Genomic DNA, 22,979 nt, shown 5'->3' with positions numbered 1-22,979 from the left:
CGAGAGTCGTCCGGGCCGACACGACTCGGCGGCCCGGCGCCACGGTCGCGGCGGTCGGGCGCATGACGACGCTGATCAGTTGCGGCGCCCCTCCGCCGTGCCGATGCGCGGTGGCCGACCTGAGGACGAACGTACCGGCAGAGATCGGGCCCGGGGTGGGGTCGATGCCACAACCGAGAACCTGGCCGGACGAACCACCCGGGATGGGCGTCGTATGCGTGAATCTTCGGCGCCGCGTATCATCCCGGAGACCCGCGGGAGCCCACGATCCGAGGCTGAGAGGGCGGCAGGACCGGCCGCCGACCGTTCGAACCTGACCCGGTTAATTCCGGCGTAGGGAGGAACCTCGTGATCGGCGTACGTTCGCAACGGATCTCCGTCGTCCTGGCAGCCGTGCTCCTGCTCGTGCTGGCCGGGTGCGCAGGCGGCGCCGGGGGAGCGGGCGGGACCGGTGGCGAGCAGACGATCCGGGTCGCTCTGGACTGGACACCCAACACCAACCACACCGGTCTCTACGTGGCGCAGCAGGAGGGCTGGTTCCGCGACGCCGGGCTGGACGTGCAGTTCCTCCCGTACAACAACACCTCGCCCGACACGCTCGTCTCGTCGGGAGCAGCGGACTTCGGCATCAGCTTCCAGGACTCGTTCACCTTCTCGAAGGCGGCAGGCGCGGACATCACCTCCGTGATGGCGGTGCTGCAGCACTGGGCCACGCGGATCGCGGTGAAGGCCGACCGGGCCGACATCACCTCCCCGAAGGATCTCGACGGCAAGACCTACGGCGGGTTCGGCGGGCCGGGGGAGGAGCCCAAGATGCAGGCCGTCATCCGCGACGCCGGGGGCAAGGGCGACTTCACGACGGTGGTCCTCGGCACCTCCGCGTACGAGGCGCTCTACGCCGGGCAGGTCGACTTCACCGAGCCGTTCATGGCCTGGGAGGGCATCGAGGCAGAGCTGCACGGCCAGCCGCTCAAGACCTTCGCCTACACCGACTACGGCTTCCCCGACGCCTACAACGTGCTGCTGATCGGCAACAGCCCCTGGCTGCATGCCCACCCCGACCTGGCCGCGAAGTTCGTGCAGGCGGCGCAGCGCGGCTACCAGCTCGGCGCGGACGACCCGGCCAAGGCCGCCCAACTGTTGATGGACGCCAACCCGGGCGTGTTCACCGAGCCGGAGCTCGTCATGCGCAGCCAGCAGATGCTCGCCGACCAGTTTCTCCGTGACGCGTCCGGCAAGGTGGGTGAGCAGACGCTGGACGAGTGGTCGGGCTTCTCGGGGTGGGTGTTCGACTCCGGCGTGCTCACCGGGCCGGACGGGAAGCCGGTCACCCAGCGGCCGGACTTCTCGACCTGGTTCACCAACCAGTACCTGGCGAAGCCATGAGCGCACCACGCACGGGCGGACGGCGCACGGCCTCGGCCGTCGTACCGTCGCTCGTCCTCGTCGCGCTCGGGCTCATCGCCTGGCAGTGGTACGTCACGGCCGCAGGCGTCAGGCCACAGGTGCTGCCCTCGCCGCTGCGCGTCGCCACGCAGGGCTGGGCGTTCCGCGAGCAGCTGTGGGAGAACACGCTGCCGACGCTGCAGGTCACGGCGGTCGGGTTCGGGGTGTCGCTGGCGGTGGGCTGGGCTCTGGCGATCGCCGTGGACTTCTCCCCGTGGTTGCGACGCGCGCTCACCCCGCTCCTGGTGGCGTCCCAGACGCTGCCGATCATCGCGATCGCGCCGCTGCTGATCATCTGGTTCGGGTTCGGCCTGCTGCCGAAGGTGCTGGTGATCGCACTCGTGACGTTCTTCCCGATCGCCGTCGGGCTGATCGAGGGGTTTGCCGCCACCGACCGGCAGGCCACCAACCTGCTGCGCAGCATGGGCGCGTCGCGCTGGAAGCAGTTCCGCTACGTGCGCCTGCCCGGGGCGATGCCGTCGTTCTTCACGGCGCTGCGGATCGGCATCACCTACGCCGTGACCGGAGCGATCTTCGCCGAGTACGTCGGTGCGACGGCCGGGCTCGGGATCTTCATGAGCCTGCAGAAGAACTCCTTCCGCACGGATCTCGTGCTCGCGGCGGTGGTGGTGACGGCGCTGCTGTCCATCGCGCTGTTCGTCCTCACCTACGTCGTGCAACGGCTGGTGATCCCGTGGCACGGGAAGGAGCGTCGTCATGCCTGAGGGCGGCCACGAGACCAAGCTGGTGCTCGACGATCTCCGGAAGGCCTACCCGGGGCTCCCGGTGCTCGGCGGGGTGACCTTCGACGTGGCGCCCGGTGAGTTCGTTTCCGTGATCGGGCCGAGCGGCTGCGGCAAGTCCACGCTGTTCAACGTGATCGCGGGCCTGGAACGGCCCGACTCCGGCCGGGTCCTCGTCGACGGCGAAGACGCCACCGGCCGCGTCGACCCCTTCGCGTACATGCCCCAGCAGGATCTGCTCTTCCCGTGGCGGACCGTCCTGGACAACACGACGCTGGGTCTGGAGGTGGCCGGGATGTCCCGGCGGGCCGCCCGGGAGCGGGCCCGGCCGCTCTTCGCCGAGTTCGGCCTGTCCGGGTTCGAGTCGGCCCACCCGTACGAGCTGTCCGGCGGGATGCGCCAGCGGGCCGCCTTGCTGCGCACGGTGGTGCAGGACCGCGCGGTGCTGCTGCTCGACGAGCCGTTCGGTGCGCTGGATTCGCTCACCCGCACCGACATGCAGACCTGGCTCGACGACGTGCGCACGCGATTCGGCTGGACGGTGCTGCTGATCACCCACGACATCCGGGAGGCGGTGTTCCTCTCCGACCGTGTGCTGGTGCTCGGGCCGCGGCCCACGCACGTGCGGCGCGAGGTGAGCGTCGACCTGCCCCGGCCGCGCGAGATCGGGCTGATCACCTCTCCGCAATTCGCGGCGATCGAGGAGGAACTGCTCACGGTGCTGCGGAACGGTTCCCGGTGACCGTGCTCGCGGCTGTCGTGAGTGCTCGTAGCATGCGTCTGTGCGACTGACCCGCAGCGCCCGCAAGCACGGGATAGCCGCCGACGACATCCGCCGGGTGCTCGCCGCGCCACTGCGCACGGTCGTGCAGGGTGACGTCGAGCTGCACATCGGGCTGACGCCGGGCCGCGACCTGATCGAGGTGGTCGTGGCCCCGGGCGATCCGGTCATCGTGCTGCACGCGATGCGGCTGCGGCCGGCGAACTACCGCTTTCTCCGGTGGCCCGGCGAGGCCGATCCCGGCGAGACGGCGTAGCAGCGGCGCGAACTACAGTCGTGAGCATGTCCGCTCGCAGTTCCCGCGCCGACGTGCTGGCCGCCGTTCCCACACTCGTCGACGAGGCGGGTGAGCTCGACAGGGCGGCCAACCGGGCGCTGCTGACGGGGCTCGTGGACCGCCTCGACGGGGTGTTCGTCGCCGGCACCACCGGCGAGTTCCCGGCCCTGCACCGCGCCGAGCGGCGCGACCTGATCGAGATCGCACTCGACGTCTTCGGCCCGGACCGTGTGGTGGCCCACATCGGGGCGGCTGCCACCCGCGACGCGGTCACGCTCGCCCGCGACGCCGTCGCCGCCGGTGCTCGGCGCCTCGCCGCGATCACGCCCTACTACCTGCCCGTCGACGCCGACACGGTCACGCGGCACTTCGCCGCGATCACCGAGGCCGGCAGGGACGCCGTGGTCTACGGCTACCTCTTTCCGGACCGTACGGGCGTCCCGGCCGACGCGGAGCAGTTCGCGCGCGCAGCAGTCGAGAGCGGGCTAGCCGGGGCCAAGCTCAGCGGCGCGGCGGCCGCCCTGCTGGCCGAGTTCGTGGCTGCTCTCCCGGCGGGTTCACTGCTCTGGTCCGGCGACGACGCCGCTCTCGCCTCGGTCGTCCGGGCCGGCGGCCGGGGTGTCGTCTCGGGCAGCGCCTCGGCGTTCCCGGAGCCGTTCACCGCCCTCGCCGACGCGGTGGCGCGCGGTGACGCCGAGGCCGAGCGCACGGCCCAGACCGAGGTCGACGACGTGACCGCCGCACTCGACACCGTGCAGGGGATCAAGCACGCGCTCGCCAGGCTGGGGCTCGGCACCGGCGTCATGCGGATGCCGGCGCCGCTGGTCGGCGCCGTGGAGCGGGAGCGCATCGACCGGCTGGTGGCCCGCGCTCAGGCACCGGTGGCCTGACGCCGCGTCAGCCCACCAGCACCACGATCAACGTGCGAGGCCCGTGGACGCCCTCCACGCGTTGCAGTTCGATGTCGCTGGTGGCCGACGGCCCGCTGATGAACGTGATCGGACGGGTCGGCTCCAGCGCCGCCAGCATCTCCGGGACGGTCTGCACCACCTGGTCGGCGCGCACCACGCAGACATGCACGTCCGGCACGAGTGTCAGCGCCCGGCGCCCCTGGTCGGGTGAGCCGTCCAGCGCGATCGTGCCGGTGGTGGCGCACGCGGCCGCGCAGGCGGTGACCACGGCTGCGTGTTCGTCGAGGTCGGCGGGCGAGAGGACGCCCACGCCGTCGGAGCCGTCCACGACGCCGTCGGGCACCCAGCCGTCCGGCAGGCCGGGCGGGACCACGACGGGGCCGGCCACCTCTGCCAGCGCGACGCGGAGTGCGGCCGGCACGCCGTCGGCGGGCGCGTCGATCACCGTGGCGCGGTAGTCGACGAGCCGGTCGCGGAACAGCCCGAGCAGCTCGGGCGCGCCGGGTGTGTGGCCGCCGCTGCGGTGGTAGTCGCGCGGGATCTCGGGCGGCGCCGGGTGGCCCGCCTGGCGGTTGGCCTCGCGGATGCGGGCCAGCACGTCCTCGCGGGCACTCACGAGCCCTCCTCGCTGGCGCTCGTCGGCCGTGTTCGTGGCACTGCTGTGTCCAATGGTGAGCTCGCAAGCTCGCTCACGAGCCCTCCTCGCTGGCGCTCGTCGGCCGTGTTCGTGGCACTGCTGTGTCCAATGGTGAGCTCGCAAACTCGCTCACGATGTGCCCCGGTTGCGGGACCACCACTCGCGGAAGGTCTCCGCAGGTGGGCGCGGCGCGTCCCGGCTCGCCGTCCAGGCCGACAGGGGCGGCGGGAGCGCCGAGATCCGCCCCGCCGAGCGGCCGAGCAGGCGCGCGGCGCGCGATGCCTTCTCGGCGGCCGCGAACCGCGTGGGCGACGCCATCACCCACGCCGCGGCGGCCATCGAGAGGGCCTCCGCGCTCGGGACCCGGTGCGCGGATCGCTGCTCGTCGACGTGCCGGGCCCGCAGCCGTACCAAGAGCGACGGGATGTCGATCCGGACCGGGCAGGCGTCGAAGCAGGCTCCGCACAGGCTCGACGCATACGGCAGCGACGCGTTGTCCTCCACGCCGGTGAGCTGCGGCGACAGCACCGCACCGATGGGGCCCGGGTACACCGAGCCGTACGCGTGGCCACCCGCCCGCTCGTAGACGGGACACACGTTGAGGCAGGCCGAGCACCGGATGCAGTGCAGTGCGGTGCGGCCCATCTCGTCGGCGAGGGCGGCAGTGCGCCCGTTGTCGAGCAGCACGAGATGGAAGGTCTGCGGGCCGTCGCCGGGGGTGACACCGGTCCACGCCGAGTTGTACGGGTTCATCCGCTCGCCGGTGGAGCTGCGCGGGAGCAGCTGCAGGAACACCTCGAGGTCCTGCCAGGTGGGCACGACCTTCTCGATGCCCATCACCGTGATCAGTGTGTCCGGCAGGGTCAGACACATCCGCCCGTTGCCCTCGGACTCGGCCACGAGCAGCGTGCCGGTGTCGGCAACGCCGAAGTTCGCCCCGGAGATCGCGACCTTGGCGCGCAGGAACCGCTCCCGCAGGTGTGCGCGAGCCGCCATGGCGAGACGTCGGGGTTCGGTGGTGAGCTGCGGGTCGACGCCGGGCATCTCGCGCAGGAAGATGTCGCGGATCTCCGCGCGGTTGCGGTGGATGGCCGGCACGAGGATGTGGCTCGGCATGTCGCCGCCGAGCTGGACGATCAGCTCGGCGAGGTCGGTCTCGTGCGCCGTGATCCCGACTGCCTCCAGCGCCTCGTTGAGCCCGATCTCCTGGGTGGCCATGGACTTGACCTTGACCACCTCGGACTCGCCCGTGGCAGCCACGAGCCGGGTGACGATCGCGTTTGCCTCGTTGGCGTCGCGCGCCCAGTGCACGACACCGCCGCGGGCCTGCACCGCTTCTTCCAGGCGCTCCAGGTGCTCGTCGAGGCGGGCCATCGTGGCGGTCTTGAGGGCCTCGCCCGCGAGCCGCAGCTGCTCCCAGTCGTCCAGCTCGGCCACGACCGACGCCCGCTTCGTGCGGATGGTGCGCGTGGCATGGCCGAGGTTGCGTCGCAGCTGGGAGTCGGCCAACGCGATGCGGGCGGCGGCGGGGAAGGACTGCTCGCCGCGCAGATGGCCCACCCCGCGCGGGGCGACGGCGGGCATGCCGAGATCGGTGGAGCTCATGCCACCGACTCCGTGCCGGCCAGGATCTCCGCCAGGTGGACCGTGCGGGTGCCGGTGCGCAGCCGGGAGAGCCCGCCGCCGATGTGCATCAGGCAGGACGAGTCGCCCGCCGTGGCGACCTCCGCGCCGGTGGAGATCACGTTCTTCATCTTGTCCGCCAGCATCGCCGTGGACGTGTCGGCGTTCTTCAACGCGAAGGTGCCGCCGAACCCGCAGCACTGGTCGGCCTCGGGTAGCTCCAGCAGTGTCATTCCGCGGACGTGGCGCAGCAGCCGCAGCGGCTTGTCGTCGACGCGCAGCAGCCGCAGCGAGTGGCAGGTGGGGTGGTAGGTGACCCGGTGTGCGTAGTAGGCACCGACGTCCTCCACGCCGAGCACGTCGATCAGCAGCTCGGACAGCTCGTAGGTGCGCGTGGCGACCGCCTCGGCCCGCTCGGCGAGCGCCTGGTCCCCGGCGTTGCGGGCGACCATGGCGTGCTGGTGGCGCACCGACCCGACGCAGGAGCCCGACGGCGCCACCACGACGTCGCAGTCCTCGAAGGTCTCGACGTGGTGGCGCACCAGCGGGAGCGCCTCGCGCTGGTATCCGGTGTTGATGTGCATCTGCCCGCAGCACGTCTGTGCCGCGGGGAAGACGACCTCGTGGCCCAACCGCTCGAGCAGCGTGACCGTGGCCTGTCCGACCTGGGGGTACAGAGCGTCGGCCAGGCACGTCACGAACAGGGCGATCTTCATTGCTCCCTCTCCCGCCGCCTCAGGCGACCGTCGTGGACCTTACGGCGCCGCCCATCCGTGTGGACGCCCGCACCACGAGCTCGGGGGCGAACATGACCTGCTGGTGCTCGTGCGCCTCCGGGTTGCGGGCCTCGGCGAGGAGCAGCTCGGCAGCGGTGCGCCCGAGCCGGTGGCGTGGCTGCGCCACCGACGTCAACGGCACGGCGGCGGCCTCGGCGAACTCGATGTCGTCGTAGCCGACGATCGCGACGTCCTCGGGCACCCGCAGCCCCAGCCGGACCATCTGCTGAAGCAGTCCGAGCGCGAGCAGGTCGTTGGCGCAGAACGCGGCGGTGGGCCGGTGTGCGGCGGGCAGGCCTGCCAGCCGCTCCCCGGCGCGCCGGCCCTGGGCGACGTCGAGGCGGGGGGTCTCCAGCACCGTCAGCTCGCCGGTGCCGGCGCGCGCGATGGCTCGTTCGGCGCCTGCGATGCGGTCGCGGACCTGCCCGATCGAGCGTGGCCCTCCGACGAAGGCGATCCTGCGGTGGCCGCTGTCGAGCAGGTGGGTGACCGCCAGCTCGCCACCGAGCTGGTCGTCCACGGTGACGGAGCAGTGCTGCGGGCCTGCGCCACGGTCGACGATCACCACGGGCGTGCCGCGCCGGGCGAGCGCGGTGATGCGGGGGTCGGCGGCGTCGACCGGGGTGATGAGCACGCCCTCGACGCGCTGCTGCTCGAGGAGGTCGAGGTAGGCGGCCTGCCGTTCCTGGTCCTCGCCGCTGTTGCACAGGAACAGTGCGAGCCCGGCGGCGTCGGCGGCGTCCTGGACCCCACGTGCCACGTCGGTGAAGAACGGGTTGGCGGCGTCGAGCACGACGTAGGCGAGGGTGCGGCTACCCCCGCCCCGGAGCTGGCGCGCCGACTCGTTCCGTACGAAACCCAGCTCGGCGATGGCCGCGAGGACACGTTTGCGCGTGCGCTCGCTCACCAGCTCCGGGCGGTTAAGGACGTTGGAGACGGTGCCCAGCGAGACGCGCGCGTGCGCCGCGACGTCCTTCATGCTGGGCGTGCCCGATCCCGTCACCACCTCGTCGTCTCCGATCCTCGAACTCGATTCCGGCAGCATGCCGTGTGGCACTGAAACGTACAAGAGTGCCATGCAGGCAGTAGTCATACGCCCGGAGAACCCGCCGAACGTGGAGCCTGGTCGCCTCGCCGCCGGGGTCTTGTGCTGCTGGTTCGACCTTGACACGCTCTATCTGTGGCCCGTACGGTCGCGTGGCTCACCATTTGAAACGTTTCATCAAAGACGCTGGAGGAGGGCCGGATGGCGAGCCCAGAGCCGAGCAAGCCGCTGCTCGCGGTCCGCTCGGTGGCGAAGTCCTTCGGCGCCGTCTCCGCCGTCCGGGACGTCTCCTTTCCGCTGTACGGCGGCGAGGTGCACGCGCTCGTGGGGGAGAACGGCGCCGGCAAGTCGACGATCGTCAAGATGCTCGCCGGGCTGCATCGTCCGGACACGGGCACGATCGAGCTCGACGGGCAGCCACTGGAGCTGCACTCGCCGGCCGACGCCCTGGCCGCCGGCATCGCCGTGATCTACCAGGAGCCCACGCTCTTCCCGGACCTGTCGGTCGCGGAGAACATCTTCATGGGCCGCCAGCCCCTGCGCTCAGGGCGGCGGATCGACCGTCGCGCCATGAACGCCCGCGCCGAGGCCTACTTCGACCAGCTCGGGGTGGCCATCGACCCCGACCGGCCCGCCCGCGGCCTGTCGATCGCCGACCAGCAGATCGTCGAGATCGCCAAGGCGTTGTCGCTCGACGCCCGGGTGATCGTGATGGACGAGCCCACCGCCGCGCTCACCGGTGTGGAGGTGCAGCGCCTGTTCGCCGTGGCCGAGTCGTTGCGGGCCGACGGTGCCGCGCTGCTCTTCATCTCCCACCGCTTCGAGGAGATCACGGCCCTGTGCCAGCGGGTCACGATCATGCGCGACGGTGCCCACGTCTCCACCGACCCGCTCGGCGAGCTCTCCGTCGACGAGATGGTGCGGCGGATGGTGGGCCGCCCGCTCGAGACGCTGTTCCCCAAGCGCGACGTCGTGCCGGGTGACGTCGTGCTCGAGGTCGAGGGCCTCAGCCGCGCCGGCGTCTTCTCGGACGTGTCGTTCGCGGTGCGTGCGGGGGAGATCGTCGCGCTCGCCGGCCTCGTCGGCGCCGGGCGCTCGGAGGTGGTGCAAGCGGTCTTCGGGGTCGATCCCCGCGACGCAGGCCAGGTGCGGGTCGACGGGAAGCAGTTGCGCGGTGGTTCACCCGCGGCGGCCATGCGCGCCGGTGTCGCGCTCGTGCCCGAGGACCGCAGGCAGCAGGGCCTCGTGCTGGAGGCCTCGATCGAGCGCAACATCACCGCCACCCGGCTGGGCAGCCTGACGAAGCTGGGCCTGCTGGTCGGTGGCGGGGAACGGCGCTTCGCCCGCGACTGGGCGGCACGCCTGCAGACGAAGTACGCCCACCTGACCGACCCCGTCGGCCGGCTCTCGGGCGGCAACCAGCAGAAGGTCGTGCTGGCGAAATGGCTCTCGACGCGGCCGCGGGTGTTGATCGTCGACGAGCCCACCCGCGGGATCGACGTCGGTACGAAGGCCGAGGTGCACCGGTTGCTGTCGGATCTCGCGGCCGAGGGTGTCGCGATCGTGATGGTGTCCTCGGAGCTGCCGGAGGTGCTGGGCATGGCCGATCGGGTGCTCGTGATGAGGGAGGGACGGCTGGTGGCCGAGCTGCCACGGGCCGAGGCGTCCGAGCAGGCCGTCATGTTCGCGGCCACCGGGCAGGGCGTGGCGGCATGACCACGGTCTCTCCCACGTCCACCGATCCCGCGCCGACCGTGCAGCGCGACCGCGCGGCCGGTTCGCGGGTCGGGTTCATCCTGCGGGCGCGCGAGCTCGGCATCGTCCTCGCGCTCGCCGCCCTGATCGTCGTCACCGCGGTCGTGAACCCCCGGTTCCTCTCCGGGCAGAGCATCCGGGACCTCGTACTGGCCGCGGCGATCACCATCGTGCTCGCCGTCGGGCAGTCGGTCGTGGTGATCACCCGCAACATCGACCTGTCGGTCGGCTCGGTGCTGGGTCTCTCCGCGTTCGCGGTCGGCTCGCTGCTGCAGGCGGCCCCCGGTGTGCCGGTGGTGATCGCGCTGCTGGCCGGGCTGGCCTTCGGGGCCGTCTGCGGCCTGCTCAACGGCGTGCTCGTGCGGTTCGGCAACGTGCCCGCGCTGGTCGTCACGCTCGGCACGCTCTACGTCTTCCGCGGAATCGGGTTCTTCTGGGCGGGCGGCCAGCAGATCAACGCCGACGAGCTGCCGCCGGGGTTCCTGTCCTTCGGCACGGCCACGGTCCTGGGTGCGCCGTGGCTCATCCTCATCGCGCTGGTGGTCGTCGTGGTGGCGGGGGTCTTCCTGCGCACCTACCGGTCCGGGCGGGAGCTCTACGCCATGGGCTCCAACCCCGAGGCCGCGCGCCTGGCCGGGATCCCGGTCGGGCGCCGCACGCTGGCGGCGTTCGTGGTCAGCGGCGCGCTCGCCGGGCTCGCCGGGGTGCTCTTCGCCGCCCGGTTCGGCACGATCGACGCCGCCGCCGGCACGGGCTACGAGCTCAACGTCGTCGCCGCCGTCGTGGTCGGAGGCGTCGCCGTCTTCGGCGGCAGCGGCACCGTCTGGGGCGCGGCGATCGGTGCCCTCCTGCTCACCACCATCGGCAGTGCGCTGCCGGTGCTCGGCATCGACCAGTTCTGGCAGCAGGCGATCGTCGGTGCGCTGATCCTGCTGGCCATCGGCACCGACCGGCTGGTCGCCGCCCGCATCTCCGCCTCGCTGCGCCGGAGGGAATCACATGCCGTCTCCTGACCAGCCCGCCCGGCGCCTGCTCGGCAGGCTGACCTCCTGGGACGCCGCGATCATCGGCGTGCTGATCGTGTTCCTGATCATCGCGTCGTTCACCGTCGACAACTTCGCCTCGACGCGCAACCTCTCGTTCCTGGTGCTCGACCTCGCCCCGATCGCCCTGATCGCGCTGCCGATGACCCTGATCATCGTCACCGGGGAGATCGACCTCTCGGTCGCGAGCACGCTCGGGCTCTCCAGCGCCGTGATGGGTGCGTTGTGGGAGGCGGGACTCCCGCTCGAGACGATCATCCCGGTCTGCGTGCTGCTCGGCGCCGTGCTGGGCGCACTGAACGGCACCTTCGTCACCGTGTTCGGGCTGCCGTCGCTCGCCGTCACGATCGGTACCCTCGCGCTCTACCGCGGCCTCGCCTTCGTCGTGCTCGGCGACCGCGCGATCGCCGACTTCCCCGAGAGCTACACCGACCTCGTCACCGGCGACATCGGCGGCACCGGCATCCCGCTGCTGGTGATCCCGCTCCTCGTGCTCGGGCTCGTCTTCGCGGTCGTGCTGCACCTGACCCCGGCCGGGCGTGGGCTCTTCTCCATCGGCGCGAACGCCGAGGCCGCCCGGTTCGCCGGCGTCCGCGTCACGCGCGTGAAGTTCTGGCTCTACGTCGTCTGCGGCGCGGTCGCGGCCCTGGCCGGAGTGCTGTGGACGCTGCGCTACTCCAGCGCCCGCGCCGACAACGGCACCGGGCTCGAACTGGCCGTCGTCGCCGCTGTGCTGCTCGGCGGCGTCTCGATCTTCGGCGGCCGGGGCACCCTCTGGGGCGTCCTGGGCGGCGTGCTCCTGCTGACCTCGCTGCAGAACGCCCTGCGCCTGGACGACGTGTCGAACGAGGCGCTCAGCGTCGTCACCGGGCTGCTGCTCATCATCTCCGTCCTCGCGCCCAACCTGGCGAGAAACGCGCAGGCCGCGCTGCGGCGCCGCCGCCCGTCCGGCCCACCGCCGCCCGCCTCCCCAGACCCCGAACCGTCACCGACGCCGGCCGTCCGGTCCTCCTGAAAGGCAACACCCATGTCCCTGCGCTCCGCCCGAGCGGGCACCTTCCGCCGCGGGCTCGTGCCCGTCGCGGCCGGGCTCGTGCTGGCCGTCGGCCTATCGGCCTGCGGCGGCACCACCCGCGAGTCGACCGCAGACCAGGGCGACAGCTCCGGTGGTGGAGCCAGTGCTGCGACCGCCGACCCGAACGCGCCGCTGAAGGAGGGCCTCAAGATCGCCTTCCTGCCCAAGCAGCTGAACAACCCGTACTCGGACATCGAGGCGGGCGGCGGCCAGGCGGCGGTCACCGAGCTCAAGGGCGAGTACAAGCTCGTCGGCCCCAACGATGCGAGCGCGTCGTCGCAGGTCAGCTACATCAACACGCTGATCCAGCAGCAGCAGGACGTGATCGGCATCGCCGCGAACGACCCCAACGCGGTCTGCCCCTCGCTCAACCAGGCCCGCGACGCCGGTATCAAGGTCGTCGCGTTCGACTCCGACGCCGCGAAGCAGTGCCGCGACGTCTTCGTCAACCAGGCGACCACGCAGGGCATCGGCGAGACGCTCGTGACGATGACCCGGGAGCTGACCGGCGGCCAGGGTGACATCGCGATCCTGTCGGCCACGCCGAACGCGACGAACCAGAACGCCTGGATCGCGGTGATGGAGCAGGAACTCAAGAAGCCCGAGAACGCCGGCATGAAGCTCGTGGCCACGGTCTACGGCAACGACGACGACCAGAAGTCGTTCCAGGAGGCCCAGGGTCTGCTGCAGACCTACCCGAACCTGAAGGCGATCGTCTCGCCCACCACCGTGGGCATCGCCGCCACCGCGCGGTACGTCAGCAGCTCCAGCTACAAGGGCAAGGTCGCCGTCACGGGGCTCGGCACGCCGAACCAGATGCGTGAGTTCATCAAGGACGGCACGGTGTCGCAGTTCGCGCTGTGGAACCCCGCCGACATCGGCTACCTCGCCGGCTACGCCGGGGCAGCCCTCGCGTCCGGGCAGATCACCGGCAAGCAGGGCGAGACGTTCACCGCCGGCAAGCTCGGCAAGTACACGATCGGCACCGACGGCGAGATCGTCCTCGGCCCGCCCACGGTGTTCACCGCACAGAACATCGACCAGTTCAACTTCTGACCGCTATGAGAAGGGGGACCGCCCGGTGCCGCGCTACTGCTTCCAGCTCCAGGTCCGGCCCGACCGCCTGGACGAGTACGTGGAGCGGCACCGGGCGGTGTGGCCGGACATGCTCGCCGCCCTGCGCGACTCCGGCTGGCACAACTACTCGCTCTTCCTGCGCACGGACGGTCTGCTCATCGGGTACGTCGAGGCCGACGATCTCACCGCCGCCCAGCAGGCGATGGCGGTCACCGAGGTGAACGCACGCTGGCAGGCGGAGATGCAGCAGTTCTTCACCGGCCTCGACGGCCGCGGCCCGGACGAGGGCTTCCTGCTGCTGGAGGAGATCTTCCACCTGGAGGACCAACTCACGCGTACCGCCACCAAGGAGCCCTGACCCGGGTCCGGGTGTGGCGTCGTGAGTGCTGGGTTCGTCGGGGGGAAGCCGGGTGGAACGAGCCGAGGGCTCGGTCCAGGGGGGCCCGGTGGTACGAGCGGCGCGTTGGTCCAGATGTAGTGGATCAACGCGCCGCTCGTTCGTCAGTTCTTGACTATGCAGCGTGCACTGCCTGCATGAACGCTCTCACGCGGCCCGGGTCCTTGCGGCCGGGTGCGGACTCGACGCCGCTGGCCACGTCGACGCCCCACGGCCGGACGGCGCGGATGGCGTCGGCCACGTTGTCCGGGGTGAGCCCGCCGGCGAGGACGACCGGAACCCCGGGGTCGAACCCGGTGAGCAGGTGCCACGGAGCGACATGCCCGGTGCCGCCGAGCTTCCCCTCGACGTGCGCGTCCACGAGGACGGCCGCGGGTGCCACGCCGGCCGTGCGGGCATCCTGGACGTACCGCGTGATGAGTTCCAGCGAGGCGGCGTCACGCACGCGGAACGCGGGGACGTGGGCCGCGGGGAAGTAGCTTCGGCCGGGCGGTCGTTCGGGGTAGGACTGCACAGCCCGCAGGCCGAAACTCCGCACGGTGTTCGCCACCTCGTCGTCCGGAGTACCGACGAACAATCCGACGGGTGTGGAAAACGGCGGCAGCGCCCGGACGATCTCCTCGGCCCCGTCGGGTGTGAGGAACCGCGGCGACTTCGGGTAGAAGTTCAGCCCGATCGCATCGGCCCCGCAATCCGCAGCGAACGTGGCATCGGACGGCGTGGTGATCCCGCAGATCTTGACGCGAACCATGCCGCCTTCTTATCCGCCGGACTGCGCCACGGCCAAGGCGGGAGGGCTGGGATCACTGCCTTGCGGTCCAACCCAGTTGAACGGACGGCGCGCTCATCCAGACCTACGGGACGAGCGCGCCGCTCGTTCAGCGGGAGTGGAGGCGGAGCACCACCGGGCCCAGCAGGCCGGTGCGGGCCTGGCCCGCGTAGACGCCGCGGGTGGGGGAGGCGTCGTCGAGGTAGCCGGCCAACGTGCCCCGGACGACCACCTCGATGGTGTTGCTGCCGGGCCGGAGCAGGTCGGTGACCTCGGCGCGCCACGGGCCCCAGACGAGCCGGCCCGCGAGCTCGCCGTTCACGCGGACGTCGGCGGTGCCGCGGACCTCCCCGAGGTCGAGCATCGCCCGGTAGCCCGCGACCTCGGGGACCGTGGCCGTCGTCCGGTACGTCATCTGCCCGCCCAGCGCTCGCAGCCCCAGCTCCTCCCACGGGACGAGCGGGACCTGCGCCTCGGTCACCTCCAGCTCCACCGGCCCGTCGAGCAGTGCGCCGCCGCGGCGTCCGTCGGTTGCGGTGACGCGGAGCAGCACTGTGGTGCCGGCTTTGGCGGGCGACGGCAGCCGGATCACTCCGTGGTCGGGCTTCAGTTCCCGGCCGTCCACCAGCGCCACGACCTGCAGTGGTGTCGCCGGGCGGAGCGCCACCGTGCCCGGCGGGACGGTCAGCCGCAACCACTCGATGCGCACCGCGCCCGGATCGATGTCGGGCACGAGCGGCAGGACCACGCCGTGTGAGGCCGCGGCGGGGTCGAGCCACGCAGCACCCGGCAGCGGGTGCGGGCGCACGTCCAGGCAGACGAAACGGGGGTCGCTCGCGTGCCGGCGGCGCAGCACGAGCGGCACCTGATCGCCGCCGCGCCGGGCCGTCCAGCCGTCGCCGCTGCGGATCCCGAGCCCGCCGATGGCGGGTGAGTCGAGAGTGGCGGCCGTCGGCTCGAGGCTCTGGTTCGTGACGCGGAGGGTGATGGTGTTCTCCCCGGCCCGCAGGTGTGGGCCGAGGTCGTAGGTGTGCACGCGGATCTCGCGGTGGTCCGGGTAGGGGTTGAAGTCGCCCTGGCGGCCCACCTCCACCCCTTTGACGAGCAGGCTGCACGCCCCGTCGGAGCCGACCTGGACACGCGGGTCGGCGGGCACCTCGGTCAGTGGCACGTCCAGCACGAGGTCGGCCGACTCGCCCACGACGACGTCGCCGCCGGGCAGCATCCACTCAGGACGCCGGTAGGCATCGGCGTCGGTCACCACGGCGAAGGACGCACGCAGCGGGCCGCCCCGGTCGGCCGTCAGTTCGATCTCGACCGCCACCGTGCGCCCGGCCGGGCCGTCGGGGAGCGGGCTGAACGACTGGTGGCCCGTCCCCTCGACGGGCAGTTCGGTGCCGTCCACCAGCACCCGGCGAGCTGCTCCCGCGCCCACCGCGAGCAGCAGCCCGGGGATGTCGGGCAGGACGAGATGGGTGCGGACCGCCACCCGTTCCCCGGCTTGCACGTGCCGCCAGTCGAGGAACTCCTCGGGCACGCTGCCCTTCGGCCCGAGCGTCTCGGCGTGTGCCGGGTCGTCGCGGATGCCGCGGGCGAGCGACCACTCGGCAGGCTCCCAGGGAGCCTCGCCGTTCCGCCACGGGCCCCGGACCTCGGCGAACGGGCCGAAGCCCGCCGTCACGGGCGTCCATTCGATCCCGCCGGTGCTGTGTTCCAGCCGCCACACCTCGATCGGGAGCACGCCGGGGCGGTCGGCCGCGGCCAGGTCGCCCCAGCGGTTGTCCAACGTGGACTCGGGCAGCGCCTGCCACGGCCCGGTGAGGGCGACGGTCTCCGCCACGGTGCCCAGCGGCTCCGCCGTGGCGGCCGGGAGCGCCTCGGCGAGCACGACGAGGGCCACCGCGCCGTCGTCGAAGGGCACGTCGAACGCCCAGCCGTCGCCGTCCGCCGTGACGGTCAGCTCGGTGCGCTGTCCGGTGCCCGGTGACCAGCTCTGCGCCCGCGGCGCGGCGAGCCCGTCGACGTGGACATGGGCCGTGCGGAGGCCGGGCGCGACGAACCGGTACCCGCGCGTGCGGAGCTGGTCGTTGTAGTCCGTCCACGTGAAGCCGCTGTCGACCCACGAGCCCTCGCCCAGCTGCAGGATCGGCGCGGCGGTGCCGCTGTGCTCGTCGTGCGCGGTGAGGGCGAGCACGTGGGCGTCGCCGTGGCGGCGCAGCAGGAACGGCGCGTCGGCGCCCACCCGCACGGGCCCGTGCAGCACCGCGGCGGCGACGTCCTCGGAGCTCGCGAGCACCGTGATCCGTCCGGCTGCGAGCGCTGCCCGGAAGTCGTCCGCCACCGCTTGGTCGTCGGCTCCGAGGAACAGCTCCGGCTCCCGCTCGACGCAGATCACCCGCCCGCCTGCCATGGCGAGTTCCATCAGCCGCCGGGCGGCGTCGACGTGCAGAGCGGTGGTCGCGGGCAGTACCACGGTGCGGTAGGCCTCCGCGGCCACCTCCAAGGCGGAGCCCTCGACCTTGCCGCCGGCAACGGTGGCCTCGTCGAGCGCGTCGTGGTCGATCCCGGCCCGCTCCAGCACACCGCGCCGCTCGGCCAGCCACGAGTTGATCCCGTTGAGCTCGCGGAACACCCGGTTCACGCGGTCGGCGTCCGGCAGCGCCCCGGCGAGCGTCACGTGCGCCTGCGCCGTGGTGGTGGGGGAGAGCAGTAGCACGTCGGCCACGTGCTCGCCGGCCGTCAGCACCGAGCAGAGCCGCGAGACGGCCGTGGCGAACACCGGGTAGGACGGCCAGTACGGCTGACGCCAGCACGTGGACGGCGGCGCCCACTCCCACCAGCCGCCGACCGTGGAGTAGTAGACGGCGTGCGGGTCGTAGAGGGTGGCGCCGCGGCGCAGGAACGCCGAGAGCCAGTCGTAGGTCTCCTCGAGCGTGCCGCCCCAGCCCGACGAGTGGAACGCCTCGATCCAGACCCGCTCGTGACCGTTCGCGTGGGCGAGCGAGCTGTGGACCTTGGCGTCGCCCCAGTGGTCGCTGCCCGGGGCGCCGTAGCCGGCATGCAGGCCGAGGTAGTCGCCGTAGGTGTGCACGCCGCCGACCGGGTCGCCTTCGCGGGCAGGCGATGCCTGGTCGAACCCGCAGACGAGGCCGCGCGCGGCGAACCAGGCGTCGTGCTGGTCGAAGAAGCCGCGGCGGGCGAGCGTTGCGCGGTGCTCGTGGTAGTCGCGGCGGATGCGCGCGGCCTGTGCCGAGGCGTCCTGCTCCCACAACGCCCACAGCTGCGGCAGCAGGTCGTAGCCGTAGCGCGCGGCGAACGTGGTGGCGAAGTCGCCGCCCCACGTGGGCATCGGCGGGAGCTCGTCCTGGAAGAAGCCGCCGATGCTGCGGCCGAACCAGCGGCCGACCGCGCGTTCGAGCGTGCCGTGCACCTGCTCCAGCAGTGCAGCGCAGGCGGCCTCGCTGAAGTAGTCGAAGCCGCTGGTGCCGGCGTGCACGAGCGTGACGGCGGCGGCCTCGCCCGCCCACCGGGCGCTGCCGTCCTCGATCGGGACGGGCACGCGCTCGCCGGAGCCGAGCACGGCCCAGGCGCAGAGCGGCGTGTGCCCGGCGGGCGCGGTGAGCACGACCTGTGCCCCCGAGCCCTCCGTGCGGAACAGGGCCTGCCCGGCGAAGGACGGCTCGTCCGCGATCAGCCTGCCCTGCAGGTTCGCCCCGGAGAAGCCGATCTGGTCGTACATCCAGAGCGTGAAGCCCAGCTCCTCGGCGTCGGCGCAGGCCTGGTCGAACAGCTCCAGCCACTCCGGCGAGAGGAACGGCGGGTCATCGGCCACGGATCCGAACATCGGGCCGGTCGGCGCCAGGCACAGCACCACGGCCTGGCGCACGCCCCCGGCCACGAGCTGCTCCATCTGCCAGCGCAGCCGTTCCCGGGTGATCCGCGCGCCGCTCCACCACCAGATGGGCAGCGGGCCGAACCGGGGGTCGGGGTCGGTGAAGCGGCGCAGCAGCTCACCGACCCCGGCGGTCAGGGCGTCGTCCCTCACGCGTGGACCGACCGTTCGCTCTCGATCTGTTCGAGCGACTTGCCGACGGTGTCGGGCATGAAGAAGAAGCCGATGACCCCGCTGACGGCGAGGAAGGCGGTGAGCAGCAGGGCGACCGGGCCGATCTCCACCGCCGCCAGGATCGGGACGAAGAAGCTCCAGATCCCGAGCAGCGTGCGGGCGACGCCGAACGTGAAGCCCTGGGCGGTGCCGCGCAGCATCGTCGGGAACAGCTCCTGGCTGAACACCTTGTACGTCGGCTCACCGGCCAGTGCCGCCCCGATGCCGAACAGCACGATGTTGAGGATCACGACCGGCACGGTGAACGGCAGCACCAGGTAGACCCCGTACGCCACGATCTGCAGCAGCGCTCCGATGCCCCACATCGCGCGCCGGGTGGCGTAGCTGCGGTCGTTGAGGCGCATGAACAGGAACACCGTGGCGAAGATCCCGATCACGAACCCGGCGCACGACAGCGCCACGCCCGCGGCCTGGGTGCCTGCGCCGAGCGTCTCGACGACGTACGGCGTGAAGATGCCCGACGTGCCGGCGGCGAGACCCCAGAACGTGTAGATCGACCCGGTCCAGACGAGGGCGCGCAGGTTGTGGCCGTGGAACAGCTGGCGCACCTGGTCGGCGGTGGAACGGGCGCGGTTCGCGGCCGCCGTCCAGCGGGCCGACTCGACCATGCCCCGCCGCAGCGCCCAGGTGACGAGGGCGACCACGAACAGGTGCAGGAAGACGATCCGCGTGCCCAGCAGGCCGATCGGGGTCAGCACCAGCGCCAGCACGAGCACGATGACCGGGCCGAGGTTCCACGCCACCTGGGTGAGCCCGATGAGCCTGCCTCGGCCCTTGGCCGGGGCGAACTCGCCGACCAGCGCCAGGGATGTCGGCACGTCCGCGCCGACGGCGACGCCGACGATGAACGTGCCGATGAACAGCATCGCCGGGTTCACCGCCAGCGCGATCAGCAGGATGCCGAGCGCATAGATCAGGAGATCCCACTTGTAGATCCGCTTGCGGCCGAGCTTGTCGCCGAGCCTGCCCCCGATGAACGCGCCCAGGGCGCACCCGATCGCGTTCGGCCCGATCGCGGCGAGCGCGCCGACGCCGACGCTGGACAGCCCCAGCTCGCTCTGGAACAGGGTGAGGCCCGCGCCGAGGGCCACGATCGACCCGGCGTCCAGATAGGACGCCATCGCAGCCAGGATCGACCACTTCCACTGTTGCTTGCTGATCGTCGCGTCGTCCCCGGCGGGTTCGACGCCGACGGCCTCGGGTGCAGGCACGGCATCCTCCTTGATGCGGAACGGGTGGGGGCGGTCAGGCGCCCCGGCGGTACGAGTTGTGCCTCTGCGGCAGGCCCGTGGCATGGAGCGCGGGGGCGGCGGTCATGGTGCGCCCGGGATTCGGCGCGACCGGCAGGCCTCGTGGTCCGGCATTGGACCTCCGATTGATTCGTTTCAATACGAGGTGGGGGAAAGGTAGCTATGGCATAGATCGCAGTCAAGCCTCACAGTCGGGCACGATCCTGGACGGCTCAGGCGGACATCGCTGACTGATCGGGCGCCGATGTGATTCAACTGTTGACGTTTGACGTGATGCGGGCTACCTTACTGAAGCGATGGTATGAAACGTTTCATAGTTGTCGCGTGCTGCGTGCAGCGGAGCTGACGAGCCCCGCGAGCGCCCTCGCCGGCCCGGCGCCGGATGTCCTGCGACCAAGGGAGGCCGCATGCCCTATCCGTCCCCGACCGTCCGGCCCGAACCCGTCCGGTTCGAGCACGCCGCCTCCGGGTTCGGCATCGGCAGCGCCTCCCCCCGGCTCTCCTGGCGCATCCCCGCCGCCCCCGAGGGCTTCGTCCAGTCGGCAGTCGAGCTCGAACTGACCGATGAGGCCGGTGATGTCGTCACCGAGCGCGTCGACACCTCCGAGCAGGTGCTCGTGGCCTGGCCGTTCCCGCCGCTCGGGTCGCGAGCCCGCGCCTCGGTCCGCGCCCGCGTGGCCGGGCAGGACAGGAGCGGCTGGAGCGACTGGAGCGAACCCGCGGCGCTGGAGACCACGCTGCTCGACGCCGCCGACTGGAGCGCCCGTTTCGTCTCGCCCCGCACCGTGGGCGGGATCAGGCAGCCGGCGCCGATCGTGCGCGGCGCCGTGGAGCTGCACGGTCAGGTGGTCCGGGCACGCTTGCACGTCACCGCGCTCGGGCTGCACGTCACGTCGATCAACGGCGAGCGCGTCACCGACGAGGAGCTCGCCCCGGGATGGACCTCCTACGCCCACCGGCTGCGCTTCCGCACCCACGACGTCACGGCGCTGCTGCACGAGGGCCCCAACACGATCGAGGTACTGCTGGGCAACGGCTGGTACCGCGGCCGGCTCGGCTGGGACGGTCAGCGCGCCCTCTACGGCGAGCGGCTCGCCGCGCTGGCGCAGCTCGAGGTCACCCACGCCGACGGCACGGTCCGCACGTTCGGCACCGACGCCACCTGGGGCGCGCGGGCGAGCGGCGTGCTCGCCGATGATCTCTACGACGGTCAGACCACCGACCTGCGGTGGGACGCGCGCGGCCCGGAGGGGCCCGTCGACGTGCTGGACGAGGATCTCGGCCGGCTCGTCCCGCCGTCCGGGCCGCCCGTGCGCGCAGTCGCCGAGGTACCCGCGGTCGCGCTCTTCCGCTCCCCGTCCGGGCGGCTGCTCGCCGACTTCGGGGAGAACGTCGTCGGCTGGGTGCGGCTGCGGGTGCGAGGGGGCGCGGCGGGGCAGCGCGTGACGGTCCGGCACGCCGAGGTGCTCGAACGCGGGGAGCTCGGGGTGCGGCCGCTGCGGTCGGCGGAGGCCACCGACGACTACCTGCTCGCCTCGGGTGACGCTGTGCTCGAACCGTCGCTCACGTTCCACGGCTTCCGGTACGCCGAGCTGAGCGGCGTCGACGAGGGGCAGATCGAGTCCGCCACCGCTGTGGTCCTGAGCTCGGATCTCGCGCCCACCGGCTCCTTCGCATGCTCCGACCCCGACGTCGAGACGCTGCACGCCAACGTCGTGCGGAGCATGCGCGGCAACTTCCTCGACGTCCCCACCGACTGCCCGCAGCGCGACGAGCGGATGGGGTGGACCGGCGACATCCAGATCTTCGCCCCCACGGCGTCCTTCCTCGCGGACTGTTCGGGGTTCCTGACCTCATGGCTTGCCGACCTCGCCGCCGAGCAGCAGCCCGACGGGTCCGTGCCGTACGTGGTGCCGGACGCGATCCGGGGTCCCGAGGGACCGGCCGCGGCGGCGTGGGGCGACGCAGCCACGGTCGTGCCGTGGGTGCTCTACGAGCGCTTCGCCGACGTCGGCGTGCTCGCCGCGCAGTTCGAGAGCATGCGGGCCTGGACCGATCGGATCGCCGGCCTCGCCGGGAAGGACGGACTCTGGGCCGGGGGCTTCCAGTTCGGCGACTGGCTCGACCCCGCCGCGCCGCCGGAGGACCCTGCGGCCGCGCGTACGGATCCGGACCTGGTCGCCACGGCCCACCTCGTGCGATCCGCGGAGCTCGTCGCGCGAGCCGCCGAGGTGCTGGGCCGAGACGAGGAGCGCAGCCGCTACACCGACCTCGCCGCCACGGCCCGCGACGCGTTCGCGCGGGAGTTCGTCAGCCCGTCCGGGCGCCTGCACAACGACGCTCCGACGGCCTACGCCCTCGCCCTGGTCTGGGACCTGCTGCCGACCCCCGAGCAACGTGCCTACGCCGGGCGCAGGCTCGCCGACCTGGTGCGCGCCGCAGGCTTCCGGGTCGCCACCGGGTTCGTCGGCACGCCGCTGATCACCGACGCCCTGACCATCGCGGGCGAGCCGGACCTCGCGTACCGGCTCCTGCTCGAACGCGGCTGCCCGTCGTGGCTCTACCCCGTGACGATGGGCGCCACGACGATCTGGGAGCGCTGGGACAGCATGCTCCCCGACGGGTCGATCAACCCTGGCCAGATGACCTCCTTCAACCACTACGCGCTCGGCGCGGTGGCCGACTGGCTGCACCGGGTCGTGGCCGGGTTCGCGCCCGCCGAACCGGGGTACCGGCGGATCCTCGTCCGGCCCGTCCCCGGCGGCGGGCTGACCAGCGCCGCGGCACGCCACGAGACGCCGTATGGCGAGGCGTCGGTCGCCTGGCGGCGTTCCGACGGGCGCTTCCTGCTCGACGTCGAGGTTCCGGTCGGCGCGCGTGCGTCCGTCCACCTGCCGGGCAGCGCGTCCGCGGTGGAGGTGGGCCACGGCCGCCACCACTGGGACGTCGAGGACGCCGCCCCGCAGGCCCGGCCGCTGCGCACGGTCCGGGACGTGATCGACAGCCCGCGGCTGTGGGACGAGCTCGTCAGCGTGGCCGTCGAGGCCGGGCTCGCCGCCGACAGCGCCGTGGTCGCGGGGCGCATCGCCCCCTACCTCGACGCCCCCGCGGCCGCGCTGCCTGCGCTCGTCCCGCCGCTCCTGCGGCCCGCGCCCGATGCGGTGCGCGCGCGGCTGGAACAGATCGTCGCCGAGGCACCGGCTGTGCCGTCATGAACCCGACGGATGTCACGGACATCGGCGGAAGCA

18 protein-coding genes and 1 riboswitch are annotated in these 22,979 nt (G+C 72.2%); of the genes, 11 read left to right on the top strand and 7 right to left on the bottom strand.

The window, feature by feature from the left end:
• Positions 1 to 244: 244 nt before the first annotated feature.
• A riboswitch (TPP riboswitch) is annotated at positions 245 to 357 on the top strand.
• The 5 genes from ABD743_RS21840 (at position 349) to ABD743_RS21820 (ending at position 4,137) form a co-directional block, all read left to right on the top strand.
• Positions 349 to 1,386, top strand: a complete 1,038-nt coding sequence (locus tag ABD743_RS21840) for an ABC transporter substrate-binding protein (protein ID WP_344724007.1) — start codon at positions 349 to 351, stop codon at positions 1,384 to 1,386. It overlaps the preceding riboswitch by 9 nt.
• Positions 1,383 to 2,171, top strand: coding sequence for an ABC transporter permease (locus tag ABD743_RS21835; RefSeq protein WP_344724006.1), 789 nt, complete (start codon positions 1,383 to 1,385; stop codon positions 2,169 to 2,171). Before ABD743_RS21840 ends, ABD743_RS21835 begins: the two co-directional genes overlap by 4 nt.
• The gene (locus tag ABD743_RS21830) at positions 2,164 to 2,931 is read left to right on the top strand and encodes an ABC transporter ATP-binding protein (RefSeq protein ID WP_344724005.1); all 768 of its coding nucleotides are present in this window, start codon (positions 2,164 to 2,166) and stop codon (positions 2,929 to 2,931) included. The genes ABD743_RS21835 and ABD743_RS21830 overlap by 8 nt, the downstream gene beginning before the upstream one ends.
• 40 nt (positions 2,932 to 2,971) lie before the next feature.
• Complete coding sequence (locus ABD743_RS21825) at positions 2,972 to 3,226, top strand: hypothetical protein (RefSeq protein ID WP_344724004.1); 255 nt, start codon at positions 2,972 to 2,974, stop codon at positions 3,224 to 3,226.
• Between the two features lie 26 nt (positions 3,227 to 3,252).
• Complete coding sequence (locus tag ABD743_RS21820; protein ID WP_344724003.1) at positions 3,253 to 4,137, top strand: dihydrodipicolinate synthase family protein; 885 nt, start codon at positions 3,253 to 3,255, stop codon at positions 4,135 to 4,137.
• Positions 4,138 to 4,144: 7 nt separating this feature from the next.
• On the opposite strand, the gene ABD743_RS21815 is transcribed toward ABD743_RS21820, so the two are convergent.
• From ABD743_RS21815 to ABD743_RS21800, 4 genes are all read right to left on the bottom strand, one after another.
• Positions 4,145 to 4,774, bottom strand: coding sequence for a LutC/YkgG family protein (locus ABD743_RS21815; RefSeq protein WP_344724001.1), 630 nt, complete (start codon positions 4,772 to 4,774; stop codon positions 4,145 to 4,147).
• 150 nt (positions 4,775 to 4,924) lie between these two features.
• Positions 4,925 to 6,400: a LutB/LldF family L-lactate oxidation iron-sulfur protein gene (locus tag ABD743_RS21810; protein WP_379659272.1), complete on the bottom strand. Its 1,476-nt coding sequence runs from the start codon at positions 6,398 to 6,400 to the stop codon at positions 4,925 to 4,927.
• Positions 6,397 to 7,134 carry a (Fe-S)-binding protein gene (locus ABD743_RS21805; protein WP_344724000.1) on the bottom strand — a complete coding sequence of 246 codons (738 nt, stop codon included), beginning with the start codon at positions 7,132 to 7,134 and terminating at the stop codon, positions 6,397 to 6,399. The genes ABD743_RS21810 and ABD743_RS21805 overlap by 4 nt, the downstream gene beginning before the upstream one ends.
• A 19-nt stretch (positions 7,135 to 7,153) precedes the next feature.
• Complete coding sequence (locus ABD743_RS21800) at positions 7,154 to 8,173, bottom strand: LacI family DNA-binding transcriptional regulator (protein ID WP_344724448.1); 1,020 nt, start codon at positions 8,171 to 8,173, stop codon at positions 7,154 to 7,156.
• A 267-nt stretch (positions 8,174 to 8,440) separates the two neighbouring features.
• Here ABD743_RS21800 and ABD743_RS21795 point away from each other — a divergent pair, with 267 nt between their 5' ends.
• From ABD743_RS21795 to ABD743_RS21775, 5 genes are read left to right on the top strand one after another with little or no spacing between them, the layout of a single operon-like run.
• Positions 8,441 to 9,955 carry a sugar ABC transporter ATP-binding protein gene (locus ABD743_RS21795; protein ID WP_344723999.1) on the top strand — a complete coding sequence of 505 codons (1,515 nt, stop codon included), beginning with the start codon at positions 8,441 to 8,443 and terminating at the stop codon, positions 9,953 to 9,955.
• Positions 9,952 to 11,007, top strand: a complete 1,056-nt coding sequence (locus ABD743_RS21790) for an ABC transporter permease (RefSeq protein ID WP_344723998.1) — start codon at positions 9,952 to 9,954, stop codon at positions 11,005 to 11,007. The genes ABD743_RS21795 and ABD743_RS21790 overlap by 4 nt, the downstream gene beginning before the upstream one ends.
• A complete protein-coding gene (locus ABD743_RS21785) occupies positions 10,994 to 12,052 on the top strand; it encodes an ABC transporter permease (RefSeq protein ID WP_344723997.1) in 1,059 nt (352 codons plus the stop codon). Before ABD743_RS21790 ends, ABD743_RS21785 begins: the two co-directional genes overlap by 14 nt.
• A 12-nt stretch (positions 12,053 to 12,064) precedes the next feature.
• The gene (gene rhaS, locus ABD743_RS21780) at positions 12,065 to 13,168 is read left to right on the top strand and encodes a rhamnose ABC transporter substrate-binding protein (RefSeq protein WP_344723996.1); all 1,104 of its coding nucleotides are present in this window, start codon (positions 12,065 to 12,067) and stop codon (positions 13,166 to 13,168) included.
• A 25-nt stretch (positions 13,169 to 13,193) separates the two neighbouring features.
• Positions 13,194 to 13,547 carry an L-rhamnose mutarotase gene (locus ABD743_RS21775; RefSeq protein WP_344723995.1) on the top strand — a complete coding sequence of 118 codons (354 nt, stop codon included), beginning with the start codon at positions 13,194 to 13,196 and terminating at the stop codon, positions 13,545 to 13,547.
• 154 nt (positions 13,548 to 13,701) lie between these two features.
• Here the strand turns inward: ABD743_RS21775 and ABD743_RS21770 are convergent, their stop codons facing one another.
• The 3 genes from ABD743_RS21770 to ABD743_RS21760 form a co-directional block, all read right to left on the bottom strand.
• Positions 13,702 to 14,337: a phosphoribosylanthranilate isomerase gene (locus tag ABD743_RS21770; RefSeq protein ID WP_344723994.1), complete on the bottom strand. Its 636-nt coding sequence runs from the start codon at positions 14,335 to 14,337 to the stop codon at positions 13,702 to 13,704.
• 127 nt (positions 14,338 to 14,464) lie between these two features.
• Positions 14,465 to 18,400, bottom strand: coding sequence for a hypothetical protein (locus ABD743_RS21765; RefSeq protein ID WP_344723993.1), 3,936 nt, complete (start codon positions 18,398 to 18,400; stop codon positions 14,465 to 14,467).
• Positions 18,397 to 19,692, bottom strand: coding sequence for an MFS transporter (locus tag ABD743_RS21760; RefSeq protein ID WP_344723992.1), 1,296 nt, complete (start codon positions 19,690 to 19,692; stop codon positions 18,397 to 18,399). The genes ABD743_RS21765 and ABD743_RS21760 overlap by 4 nt, the downstream gene beginning before the upstream one ends.
• Positions 19,693 to 20,138: 446 nt before the next feature.
• Here ABD743_RS21760 and ABD743_RS21755 point away from each other — a divergent pair, with 446 nt between their 5' ends.
• On the top strand, positions 20,139 to 22,946 hold the full coding sequence (locus tag ABD743_RS21755; RefSeq protein ID WP_344723991.1) for a family 78 glycoside hydrolase catalytic domain: 2,808 nt from the start codon (positions 20,139 to 20,141) through the stop codon (positions 22,944 to 22,946).
• The last annotated feature ends 33 nt before the right edge of the window (positions 22,947 to 22,979 follow it).

The organism is Pseudonocardia yunnanensis (genome assembly GCF_039534065.1).
GTDB lineage: Bacteria > Actinomycetota > Actinomycetes > Mycobacteriales > Pseudonocardiaceae > Pseudonocardia > Pseudonocardia yunnanensis.
Note: the sequence above shows the minus strand (reverse complement) of the source record. Positions and strands in the feature narration are given on the sequence as shown.